Source organism: Pedobacter sp. 10L46_2, assembly GCF_056395165.1.
On the sequence record NZ_JBFTIZ010000180.1, the window covers coordinates 1 to 11,664 of the forward strand.

The window sequence follows — 11,664 nt, forward strand, 5'->3', positions numbered from 1 at the left end:
AGCTAGTGTAATCTCACCAGTAACGTCTGTAGTACGGAAATAGAATTGTGGACGGTATTTGTTAAAGAATGGAGTGTGACGTCCACCTTCTGCTTTTGATAACACATAGATCTCAGCTTTGAAATCTGTGTGAGGAGTTACTGAACCTGGTTTGCAGATAACCATACCACGACGGATATCAGTTTTCTCAATACCACGTAACAATAAACCTACGTTATCACCTGCTTCACCATAATCAAGGATCTTACGGAACATCTCAACACCTGTTACAGTTGATTTAAGATTTTCTGCACCCATACCCAAGATCTCAACTGGATCTCCAGAGTTGATTACACCACGCTCAATACGACCAGTCGCAACAGTACCACGACCAGTGATCGAGAATACGTCCTCAACAGGCATTAAGAATGGAAGATCAGTTAAACGTGGAGGAATTGGAATGTAGCTATCAACAGCATCCATTAATTCCATGATTTTAGCTACCCATTTCGGATCTCCGTTCAAACCACCAAGAGCTGAACCTTGAATAACAGGAATATCATCACCAGGGAATTCATAGAATGATAACAATTCACGAACTTCCATTTCTACTAATTCTAATAACTCAGGATCGTCAACCATATCCACTTTATTCATGAATACTACCAACGAAGGAACACCTACCTGACGAGCCAATAGAATGTGCTCACGAGTTTGTGGCATCGGACCATCTGTAGCAGCTACAACAATGATAGCTCCATCCATTTGTGCAGCACCAGTAACCATGTTTTTCACATAATCCGCGTGACCTGGACAGTCAACGTGTGCATAGTGACGGTTAGCAGTTGAATACTCAACGTGTGCTGTATTAATGGTGATACCTCTTTCTTTTTCCTCAGGAGCTGAGTCAATTGAATCAAATGAACGCGCCTCAGATAAACCAGCATCAGATAACACTTTAGTGATAGCTGCTGTTAAGGTTGTTTTACCGTGGTCAACGTGACCGATTGTGCCGATGTTTAAGTGCGGCTTGCTGCGGTCAAACTTTTCTTTTGCCATGTTTTTATACTTATTAGTAGGTTATAACTTTTTATTTATTTATTGTTTTGATACAATTCAATACAAAAAACCTTGTTCACCCTGCGTTTAAACAGATTCAACAAAGCCTATTTTTATTTTTTTGAGCCAAAGATGGGACTTGAACCCACGACCTCTTCCTTACCAAGGAAGTGCTCTACCGCTGAGCTACTTCGGCTTTTAATCTCTAGCAGCTTATTATTTAATTCCTTTTAGAATCAATTTTCACAATCCCTGCCGACTGCCCACCTTTTTCCATTTAAGAGCGGAAGACGAGGTTCGAACTCGCGACCTATAGCTTGGAAGGCTATCGCTCTACCAACTGAGCTACTTCCGCTTCTTTATTGTGGGGGGAGAAGGATTCGAACCTTCGAAGTCTTGCGACAACAGAGTTACAGTCTGTCCCATTTGGCCACTCTGGTATCCCCCCAAAAAAAGAGCCTCCTATCGGGATCGAACCAATGACCTACTGATTACAAGTCAGTTGCTCTACCAGCTGAGCTAAGGAGGCTTATATCATGTGCTGCTTACAAACGAAGCAACAAATCTTATAATATTAATCTTTCATAGAACATTCCATTTTAGTTGTTGAGGTAACGCCCTCTCTGAAATGGAATGCAAATCTACAAGAATTTATGATAGACGCAAAATTTATTTCAAAAAAAAATTGGCGAAACTTACTCCGCCAATTCAATATTAAAATATCGCTAAAATATGTACCTAATAATCAGATACTTCATTCGCGTTTAAAATTGCCTTATGTTCACTTAATTTTATTCTCGTCTTGTCTTTATGTTTGGTAATTTGCTTCCTTAACGACTCAATTGCTAAATCTGTGGCCTCTTCAAATGATTTACACTGTTCCTTTGCGAACATTGTTCCGCCCGGTACGATCAATTTAATCTCACTTATTTTATTGGCTTCATCATCTACATTCTCTAATTTTAAATAAACTTCGCCACTGATAATCTGATCAAAAAACTGATCTAGCTTATCTACTTTCTTTTGAATGAAATCTAATAACTTCTGGTCTGCATTGAAATGGATCGATTGAACTGTAATTTTCATATTTTCCTCCTCTTTTTTATGCCTTTGGATGGGCTTGTTTATATATTGATTTTAATCTTTCTACTGAATTGTGGGTATAAACCTGAGTAGCGGCCAGGCTTGCATGCCCCAACAATTCTTTTATTGCATTTAAGTCTGCCCCCCTATTCAACAAACTGGTGGCGTAAGAATGGCGCAACACGTGTGGACTCTTCTTATCCTGCGTTGAAATGAAACTTAAATAACGCTGAACTATTCGGTATATTAATTTAGGATATGCATCCGCTCCTTTATCTGTAACGAATAAGCCTTCCGTTTTGTTATCAAATTTTTGTAATGTTTTTAATTCAATGTAGGTTCTTAGCTGATCCTCAAGTGGTTTGCTTATCGGAACTATCCGCTCTTTATTTCTTTTTCCCAAAACCCTGATATTTGAGTCGTAAAAGTTAATGTCAGATTCCTTCAAGGTCAGCAATTCTGCAAGCCGCATACCGGTTCCAAATAATGCTTCGATAACTAACCGGTCTCTTACTGATGAAAAGCTTCCATCAAAAAACTCTTCAGAATCAAGAAGCAGATCCAGCTTTTGGTCGTCCACAAATACAGGAAGGCGCTTAGGGGCTTTAGGAGCTTTTACGAGAGCCATAGGGCTCGATTGAACTATTTGCTCGCGAACAAGGTATTTATAAAAACTGCGCAGGGTAGATAGCTTCCTTCCTATAGAATTCTCGGTAACACCTTCCTCCATCAGCCAAACCATATAATTCCTTACATGGATATAGGCCACCTCATTAAGTGACAGTTCAAATGTTTGGAGCATAAAATCTCTAAACTGAATCAGGTCGGTTCTGTAGGACTGGACTGTGTGTGGAGAATATCGCTTCTCGTGCTGGAGATATGTTAGAAATTGTTCAACAGTCATAGAAACTATTTGTATTGCTCGATAGAGTGAATATACAAAACATTATCTTAACAATTCCTTTTTATTTGAACAAAAAAAGCCATCAAACAATTGATGGCTTTTAATATTATTATGTTAAACTACAAGAACTATATTGTTCCTTCTAGTTGCATATTTTGCTTATAAATAGCGTGTTTCACTAATGTACGACGTGCTACAGATTTTTTCTCGTAAGCTTGGCGGCTACGTAATTCTCTTAACACTCCTGTTTTTTCAAATTTCTTTTTGAAACGTTTTAACGCTTTATCTAGTGATTCACCGTCTTTAATATTAATAATGATCATAACGTAAAATACCTCCTCTCGTTGTTTTTAGGACTGCAAAGATAGGTATTTCATTTGATAATCAAAACACTATGTTTAATTTATTAATAATATTGGATTTGAAAATACGTGGTACACTTTTTATACTTATTTTTAATATAAAAACAAATCTATCATGAAATCTAAAAAGCCGCTGTTTATTACTCTTGCTATAATAATTGTTATCCTGTCAGGATTCATTTATTACCGTTATTATTTTGTGTTTGGCGATGGCGTTAAAGCTGGCGAGCTGAACTATGTTGTAAGAAAAGGTTATGTATTTAAAACCTACGAAGGCAAACTGATCCAAACAGGGCTCCGATCCAAACAAACCGGCACCATACAATCAAATGAATTTGAGTTCTCTGTTGATGACAAAGCCATCGCCGAAAAAATGATGATGAACAGTGGAAAAACATTTGAATTACACTATAAGGAATATGTCAGCACACTTCCCTGGAGAGGTTACAGCCCTTATGTAGTCGACCGTATCATATCCATAAAATAGAAGTAAGCTCTTTAAAAACAAAAATCCGGCATATTTAAATATGCCGGATTAATTGGTTTTATATTTGGTTAGAATATTCTCTTTTATTTTGTTACACTAATCTAATGTTTTAAAACTTCTCTTGCAATAACTATTTTCTGAATTTCTGAAGTTCCTTCTCCAATAGTACACAATTTACTGTCTCTATAGAATTTTTCTACTGGAAAATCCTTTGTATAACCATAGCCTCCAAAAATCTGCACTGCCTCTGTTGCCGTTCTTACAGCAACTTCCGAAGCAAAATATTTAGCCATAGCAGATTCTTTGGTCATAGGTAAACCACGATTCTTTAAATCGGCAGCCTGTCTAATCAACAGCTCCGCAGCCTCAATCTCAGTAGCCATGTCTGCCAGCTTAAAGCTAATGCCCTGAAAACTTGCTATGGGTTGCCCGAATTGATGTCGTTGTTTAGCATAAGCAACAGCTGCCTCATAAGCACCTTTTGCAATACCTAGTGCCAGCGCTGCAATAGAGATTCGTCCACCATCTAAAACTTTCATTGCCTGCTTAAAGCCTCCGCCTATATTCCCTAAAAGATTTTCTTTTGGAACACGGCAATTGTCAAATATCATTTCAGTTGTCTCCGATGCTCTCATACCTAATTTATTCTCCTTCTTGCCTGCTGCAAACCCTGGCGTTCCTCTTTCAACAACAAAAGCCGAAACCCCATTAGAATCTCCTTTTTCACCTGTTCTGGCCATAACAACTGCAATATCTCCGGTCTTACCATGAGTAATCCAGTTTTTAGAGCCATTAATAACATATTCATCTCCATCCAGTGTAGCAACYGTCATCATCCCCAAAGCATCAGATCCTGTATTTGCTTCGGTTAAGCCCCATGCTCCTATCCATTCTGCTGTTGCTAATTTAGGCAACCATCTCATTTTTTGTTCCTCATTAGCAAAAGCCAGGATATGACCAGTACATAAAGAATTATGAGCCGCTAAAGAAAGACCTATTGAACCGCAAACTTTAGATACCCCTACAATCACATCTACATATTCCTGATAGCCCAAACCAGATCCACCATAAACCTCAGGAACAAGAACTCCCATCAAACCTAATTCGCCAAGTTTTTTAAAAACATCTATCGGAAAATGCTGCACTTCATCCCACTCCATTACATTTGGACGAATATTCTTCTCCGCAAAATCATGTACCACCTTTCTTATCATTTCCTGATTTTCTGAGATGCTAAAGTTATAGCCTACAGAATTATCCATTGTTTCTAACATAATTTTATCGATTGAATCCCGACAATTATAAACAAATAAAACAACAGAAACACAAGTTTAAATTTGCAGAATAATAGAACGAAATGGTATTTAGTTCATTAACCTTACCTCCTTATTTTAAGTAAGTCAAATACGCTAAAAACTTTTTTTATTTTTTTTTAGCTTTACCCCCTTAGAACTATCTAAATAAAGCATCTCATGAAGTCCATTACCGTAAAAGCTCTTGTCGCTCAATTAAAGAACGACCTTATAGGCAAAGATTCTTACAGAGGAGTAACGCTTACTTACTCCTGGCTGGCAAACCAGTTTGGTCACTTTTCTTTAGGTTTTATTCCAACAATACTGCTTTATAATGTACTTAAAGCAAAGACAAATATGTCTCAGCCTGAATTGTGGGCGGCATTTGGTGTTTGGGCTGGCTGGATTTTGTTTGAACTTTTTAATTTCCTATGGCCGTTATTGTTTAAAACAGAATCAATACGTAAGGCTCTTGGAACAGGCAAATACACATTTCAGCCAGCATGGACAAATGTTGCGTTCGATACTTTAACAGATCTGGTTTATTTTGGAATGGGTGCACTTGCTGCAAGTCTCATCTGTGAGTTTCACAAAGGTATGTTAATTGGTCTTATTGTGTTAGTATTATTGGTTATTTACCCCTTCTACTATTGGTACACCACAAAAATGTTTATCCAAAATGCCGATTATCCTTTTCAGTTACGACTAAGTCAATGGAACCAACGAATAAAAGAAGACAACAAAGCATTGATTTTAGACTTCCTCAAGCACAATGAACCAGGAAAACATATGTTGCTATTTGGCTCCAGAGGCAGTGGCAAAACAATGCTATCAGTCGGAATTGCAACGGAGTCATCTATTAAAAATAACAGTTGCAGCTACATTACTGCCGTAAAACTACTCTGTTTATTTTTCGAGAATGAAGATAACCCGCCGATTACAAAGCCTGGGGCTTGGTCGTGGAGAAACTCTTCTTTATTAGTTATTGACGATATTAATCCTGGCGGAAATGTACAAGACGATATTTTAAGCGCAAAACAATTCTACACGATACTTAATAATTTAAACTGTGGCGAATTAAATAAAAAAGCTATCAAAGAAAAAAGTATTATCTGGGTTATGGGTAATGATGACCCAGACAGGCACGCTGAAGAACGCTGGGAAACATTATTAGAAAATATAGGTGTAGAGAAATCAAATATTACAACCGTAAACCTCGATGCAGTTTAATTAAGGAAGTATGTTATTGTCATACGCAAAGCTTACCAGGTGTGTTAAACTTTTAACATCAAAGCGCTTGTACAGTGGAATTATCCTTTTTTCAATTGCTGAGTGCGAAACACCCAATTCATGGGCAATTTCTTTGAAGGAATAGCCTTTTGCCACAAGCGAAAGTGCCTCCTTCTCTTTATTGGATATAGCCAGATGGTAAAACAATATCTTGTTTAATTCCTCTTCAAATTTTTCCTTATCAGGGCCATAAGCCGCATATCTCATTATTTTTCCAAAAATAAGACTCCTGTTAATTTGAAAACGACCGATAATAGATTCGATTTTACCATTCTCAGAACTAAAAACACCTACCCTTGCAGAGATAGGAACTTCCTGACCGTTTTTATGTATCTTTTTAAGCTCTATAGTAAAGCTATACTTCTCCAGGTCTTTTGACTTGTTATGAATAAATTTGAGGGCCTTATCATTAAGGTCATGTGAGAAGGGAGCAAATTCAGGGGCCGACATATTTACTATTGCCAGCATATTTATTTCATCATCTTTATAACCAACCACCTCTTCCCATCCGCTGGCAAAAATCATTCTGTTCTCTTTAAATGAATAGATATAAATGGCTTCTTCAGCAAACCTGGGGATAGTTTGTTCAAAGAACAATGCTTGTTCGCTCTCTAAGTCGGCAGGAACATCTGTAATAAAGTTCCTTGAATAGTCTCCAAAATTCCCTTTTGATTTCATTTTATATCAATTTTGAGAAATCCTTTCATTAAAACCTGCGTATTTACTCAGTTGATTTCAATTAAAAGCACTGCTAATTTTGCAACAAGTTTAAAAAAAATACCTCTCATTTCAGCATACAAAAAAAAGCTGCAAAATTATGCCTAGTCTTACCCCTCGCTTTTCTATTCTAATTTTAAAATTAATTGCAATTTCTCTACTGATCTTATGTTTATATCAAGCCAGCAATTTAATCGTTTAAGAGAACTAGTAAGAGGCTAAAGAAAAAACCTCACTTCCATAAGGGGTCAATCTCTTCCTGCCATTTAAAAAATCCAACGATATAATAAAAGAATAAGCGGCTACCGTTGCTTCCATTTGCATCACAAGTTTTGATGCCGCTACAACCGTTCCCCCCGTGGCCAGTAGATCATCATGAATTAAAACCCTTTGTCCTTTAAGCAATGCATCCTGATGACACTCTATGGTTGCACTGCCATATTCCAGATCATATGATTCCTGCATCGTTTTGTAAGGCAACTTCCCTGCCTTTCTAATAGGGATAAAAGGCACATTTAACAGCTGAGCCAAAGATGGGCCAAACAAAAAGCCCCGGCTCTCTATACCTGCAACCACATCAATGGCCACATTCGAAAGTTGTTTAGCCAACGCGGCTGTAATATCCATGCACAAGCCCGGATCCTTTAGTATCGGAGTTATATCTTTAAAAATGATTCCTGGTTTTGGAAAGTCTTGTACATCGCGTACAGTTTGTTTTATTCTTGATTCTATCATGACTAAAAAGTAAGGTAAGGCGCCAAACGCTCAACCGTTTCCGGGTCTAAAATAGCAACCTTATTTAAGTCAGCAATATTACTATAATTTCCGTGTTGTTTTCTATATTCAATAATAGCATTTACCTGTTTATACCTTATATATGGATGTCCTTTAAAATCCTCTAACCTTGTAGCATTAACGTTAATTCTTTTCAATTTTTGATCATCCACAGAAACCTGATTCCTGATCTCCTCATATTTTACTGAGTCCAGTCCAAATACTTCAAGCAGCTGCTCCTTTTTATAAAAGCCTCCAATACGTTCCCTGTATTTTATTATCCTCCTGGCAAAAGCCGGCCCAATTCCTTTTATCTCAATAAGGGCTGCACTATCTGCCCCATTCATTTCTATTATTTTGCGCGCTCTGGAAACTTATTTCCAGCATACTTATCCTCAATTCGTACATAAGGAGATAACCTTTCGTACATTTTCTCAGTAATCGTATACATTTTCTTCAGATCTTCTACATTTCTAAACTTCCCTCCTTTCTCTAAATATTTTAAAATAGCTGCAGATTGCTTAAAAGACAGGCCCAGTCTTTGCCAATCATCAACATTTATAGTATTCGGATCAAACACGAACAAAGAATAATGATGTTCTTTTTTAACATTGTACTTTAATTTTCTACTGTTAAAAACGGAAGACTTATTAACCGGTAGCACTAACCTTTTAATGGCTAATTGTTCGGCTACTGAATTATCCGGTTCTGGCGTCACAAAGCTGTATAAATAAGGAGTAGCACTAATTAATACTATAAGCACTATTAGAACTAAAAGACCATTAAATTCCTGTTTACTAAAATCAAAATAAGCATTCAACCATTTTCTCATTGCCTAATCTATAGCAGAATATTATAAATAACAACCATAATAGGATTAGTATTATATTTTAGTATGTCGCCAACGATTAAAAATATAAATCTTACTTTTGAGGTTGGATAATGTTTCACAAACTGGAATTTAAATGAAGATCATAACTACCCAAGAGTTTGCAAAAGCTACTAAAATAGATAAACTGGGCGTACCCGGACTTGCTGCTTTACTCATGGAGATGATGAAACTTAATGACATCAACAAAGTTTTTTCGCAGAATGAGCATTTTAGTGGTTTAGAATTTGTCGATAAGATTTTAGAAACCATAGGCGTTAGTATCGATTTTGATGAAGACGACCTTAAAAACATACCCAAAACCGGAGGTTTTATTGCAATAGCAAATCACCCATATGGCGGTGTCGAAGGTCTTGCACTTGTAAAATTACTTTGTACCGTAAGGCCCGAGGCAAAGGTGATGGTTAATTTTATACTTAAAAAGATTCCCAATCTAAGTGAGTTCTTTGTAGCAGTAAATCCTTTTGAAAACGTTCAGCACACCTCAAGCATAAGTGGCTTAAAAGCTACTTTCGACCTCCTTCAAAGCGGTACACCAATAGGAATATTTCCCGCAGGTGAGGTTTCAACCTTTAGTTTAGATAAGCAGGAAATTACAGATAGGATATGGCACCCGGTAGTAGGTAAATTAATTGCCAGGGCTAAATTACCTGTAGTACCAATCTATTTCCATGGCAACAACGGGGTTTTATTCAATATCCTTAGCTTTATCCATCCTACGTTAAGAACAGCTAAATTACCTTCAGAATTTTTAAACAAACAAGGTTTAAAAATAAAAGTAAGAATTGGTAAGCCTATTAATATAGAAGATGTTTCTTACAGAAATAACACCAATAAACTACTTGATTTTCTTAGGGCACGTACCTATGCCCTTGGAACCGGTTTAGAACAAGAAAAGAAATTGTTCAACCCAATCAATCTGTTTAAAATAAAGAAAAAGCCAGAAGAAGTTATTGTTGAAACGGATAGGAATAAAATTGTAGAAGAAGTTGATCAGCTCGAAAACTTCAGGGTATGGCAAGAAAAGAACTACGAAGTATATATTGCCCCTACGGTAGCCATTCCAAATATTTTAAGGGAAATTGGCCGTTTAAGGGAAATAACCTTTAGAGAAGTTGGAGAAGGAACAAATAAAAAGATTGATCTCGACAACTACGATATTTATTACAACCATCTTTTCATCTGGGATAAAGACCTGCAAAATATCGTAGGTGCTTATCGTATCGGTAAGGGAGATGAGATTTTAAATACCATGGGCAGACGTGGGTTCTATCTATCAGAACTCTTCAAAATCAAAGAGCCTTTTTATCCGATCTTAAGACGTGGAATTGAATTGGGCAGATCGTGGATCCGAAAAGAATATCAGCAGAAACCACTTCCTCTTTTCTTGTTATGGAAAGGTATTTTAAAATACCTTCTGGATAATCCTCACTATCGCTACATGTTTGGCCCGGTAAGTATCAGCAATAATTTCTCAAAGTTCTCCAAGTCTTTAATTGTAGACTATATTACAAAGAACCACTTTGATTATGAGCTGGCGCATTATGTAAAGCCTAAAAATAAATTTAAAGCAGATCTTTCTGCGATTGATAAGGATCTGTTAATTGAAAGCAGTGATTCCTTAAAAGACCTTGACAGCTTAATATCTGACATTGAGAACTCTCACATTAAGATACCTGTATTACTTAGGCAGTATATGAATCTTAATGCCAAAATCATTTGTTTCAATATTGATCCTAAATTTTCTGATTGTCTTGATGGCTTTTTAGTAGTGGATATGCAAAATATCCCACCTGAAATGCTAGAGAAGATTGGTAAGAATTTTTAATAACAAAAGCCCTGACATCCATCGGGGCTTTTTGTATCAACTAAACCTAAACGTATATAAATACTAACCAAATATTTATGCCACAAAAGTACTGGCGTGATGTTAAGTGCTTGTTAACTATTGATTACTATATAATTTTTTAAAGCCGAAAACTTAATATGCAACTACTGTTAATTCTGTGTATATTTAATGTTACCATAATATTAATTAATCCACAGAGTCATGGGCCGTTTGCTAAAAATATTCGGTACACTAATTTTACTACTGGTTACGCAACTTGCGTACAGTCAGAATAATAGCTACAATATTAGTTTTGAGTTTTACAATGACACCTTCAACCTTGAAGTCGATTCATCTATAATTGTAAATGCCCCCACAGACCTTTCAGAACAATACATTAAATCGAGCTACAACAAAGTAAATGCCGGCAAGTACTCATCAATAATAAAAACGCTTACTGATTACAAGGGGAAACACCAGCTAAACGATTGGCTTTATTATCAACTAATCAGAAAAACAGCTCAGCAGATTAGCCCTAAAAAAGATAACTATGAGCGCTATACTTTTTACAAATGGTTTCTTTTAGGTAAATCGGGATACGACGCCAGACTTACCATTGCAGATAACCGGATCATATTCTATGTTTTTAATGATGAGGATATTTCTGATATACCTTTCGTCATGTTCAAAAACAAAAAATACATGTGCTTAAACCATCATGATTATGCATATGCAGATTTAAATAAGGTACCTCCTCACGATATGATCAGCATCCCTGAAGCTAAAGAGGCCTTTTCTTACAAAGTAACCAGAATGCCTGATTTTAAGCCTGAAGACTATTATGAAAAACAGATTCAGTTCAGCTATAAACATAAAACCTATCATTTCAACATTAAGCTAAATCCTGATGTAGAAATTATTTTTGCCAACTACCCGGTGGTTGACTTTGAATCGTATTTTAATATCCCCCTTAGCAAAGAAACTTATGGTTCCTTAATTC

At 36.5% G+C, this 11,664-nt stretch carries 12 protein-coding genes, 4 tRNA genes and 1 pseudogene; 4 read left to right on the plus strand and 13 right to left on the minus strand.

Annotated elements, in window-relative coordinates; translation table 11 throughout:
- The 8 genes from tuf to rpsU all read right to left on the minus strand — a co-directional run.
- On the minus strand, window positions 1–1,038 hold a 1,038-nt coding region (gene tuf, locus AC1DDX_RS17715; RefSeq protein WP_477622345.1), incomplete at its 3' end, for an elongation factor Tu.
- A 124-nt stretch (window positions 1,039–1,162) separates the two neighbouring features.
- Window positions 1,163–1,234, minus strand: a tRNA-Thr gene (locus AC1DDX_RS17720).
- A gap of 86 nt (window positions 1,235–1,320) precedes the next feature.
- Window positions 1,321–1,393, minus strand: a tRNA-Gly gene (locus AC1DDX_RS17725).
- 10 nt (window positions 1,394–1,403) lie between these two features.
- Window positions 1,404–1,486: transfer RNA gene (locus AC1DDX_RS17730), tRNA-Tyr, on the minus strand.
- A gap of 8 nt (window positions 1,487–1,494) precedes the next feature.
- Window positions 1,495–1,567, minus strand: a tRNA-Thr gene (locus AC1DDX_RS17735).
- Between the two features lie 209 nt (window positions 1,568–1,776).
- Window positions 1,777–2,124: a ribosome hibernation-promoting factor, HPF/YfiA family gene (gene hpf, locus AC1DDX_RS17740; RefSeq protein ID WP_048907302.1), complete on the minus strand. Its 348-nt coding sequence runs from the start codon at window positions 2,122–2,124 to the stop codon at window positions 1,777–1,779.
- A 16-nt stretch (window positions 2,125–2,140) separates the two neighbouring features.
- Window positions 2,141–3,025, minus strand: coding sequence for a tyrosine-type recombinase/integrase (locus tag AC1DDX_RS17745; protein ID WP_172661229.1), 885 nt, complete (start codon window positions 3,023–3,025; stop codon window positions 2,141–2,143).
- 128 nt (window positions 3,026–3,153) lie between these two features.
- Complete coding sequence (gene rpsU, locus AC1DDX_RS17750) at window positions 3,154–3,348, minus strand: 30S ribosomal protein S21 (RefSeq protein WP_008243148.1); 195 nt, start codon at window positions 3,346–3,348, stop codon at window positions 3,154–3,156.
- 154 nt (window positions 3,349–3,502) lie between these two features.
- Between rpsU and AC1DDX_RS17755 the strand changes: the two genes are divergently transcribed.
- Window positions 3,503–3,874: a hypothetical protein gene (locus AC1DDX_RS17755; RefSeq protein WP_048907304.1), complete on the plus strand. Its 372-nt coding sequence runs from the start codon at window positions 3,503–3,505 to the stop codon at window positions 3,872–3,874.
- Window positions 3,875–3,975: 101 nt separating this feature from the next.
- On the opposite strand, the gene AC1DDX_RS17760 is transcribed toward AC1DDX_RS17755, so the two are convergent.
- Entirely contained in the window at window positions 3,976–5,148 is a 1,173-nt protein-coding gene (locus AC1DDX_RS17760) for an acyl-CoA dehydrogenase family protein (RefSeq protein WP_172661230.1), read from the minus strand.
- A 198-nt stretch (window positions 5,149–5,346) separates the two neighbouring features.
- Here AC1DDX_RS17760 and AC1DDX_RS17765 point away from each other — a divergent pair, with 198 nt between their 5' ends.
- Window positions 5,347–6,396 (plus strand): DUF2238 domain-containing protein, encoded by a 1,050-nt coding sequence (locus AC1DDX_RS17765; protein WP_172661231.1) that lies wholly within the window; start codon window positions 5,347–5,349, stop codon window positions 6,394–6,396.
- Here AC1DDX_RS17765 and AC1DDX_RS17770 read toward each other — a convergent pair whose 3' ends face one another.
- The 4 genes from AC1DDX_RS17770 to AC1DDX_RS17785 all read right to left on the minus strand — a co-directional run bounded on the left by AC1DDX_RS17770 (window position 6,397) and on the right by AC1DDX_RS17785 (window position 8,779).
- Window positions 6,397–7,134: a LuxR C-terminal-related transcriptional regulator gene (locus AC1DDX_RS17770; protein WP_172661232.1), complete on the minus strand. Its 738-nt coding sequence runs from the start codon at window positions 7,132–7,134 to the stop codon at window positions 6,397–6,399.
- Window positions 7,135–7,380: 246 nt separating this feature from the next.
- Complete coding sequence (locus AC1DDX_RS17775) at window positions 7,381–7,908, minus strand: adenine phosphoribosyltransferase (RefSeq protein WP_172661233.1); 528 nt, start codon at window positions 7,906–7,908, stop codon at window positions 7,381–7,383.
- Window positions 7,909–7,910: 2 nt separating this feature from the next.
- The gene (locus AC1DDX_RS17780) at window positions 7,911–8,294 is read right to left on the minus strand and encodes a ComEA family DNA-binding protein (protein ID WP_477622346.1); all 384 of its coding nucleotides are present in this window, start codon (window positions 8,292–8,294) and stop codon (window positions 7,911–7,913) included.
- A 5-nt stretch (window positions 8,295–8,299) separates the two neighbouring features.
- Window positions 8,300–8,779 carry a ComEA family DNA-binding protein gene (locus AC1DDX_RS17785; RefSeq protein WP_477622347.1) on the minus strand — a complete coding sequence of 160 codons (480 nt, stop codon included), beginning with the start codon at window positions 8,777–8,779 and terminating at the stop codon, window positions 8,300–8,302.
- Between the two features lie 133 nt (window positions 8,780–8,912).
- Between AC1DDX_RS17785 and AC1DDX_RS17790 the strand changes: the two genes are divergently transcribed.
- Together AC1DDX_RS17790 and AC1DDX_RS17795 are read left to right on the plus strand one after the other, a co-directional pair.
- Complete coding sequence (locus tag AC1DDX_RS17790; RefSeq protein ID WP_172661236.1) at window positions 8,913–10,664, plus strand: lysophospholipid acyltransferase family protein; 1,752 nt, start codon at window positions 8,913–8,915, stop codon at window positions 10,662–10,664.
- A gap of 222 nt (window positions 10,665–10,886) precedes the next feature.
- A pseudogene (locus AC1DDX_RS17795) lies at window positions 10,887–11,664 on the plus strand (hypothetical protein); the annotation flags it as partial.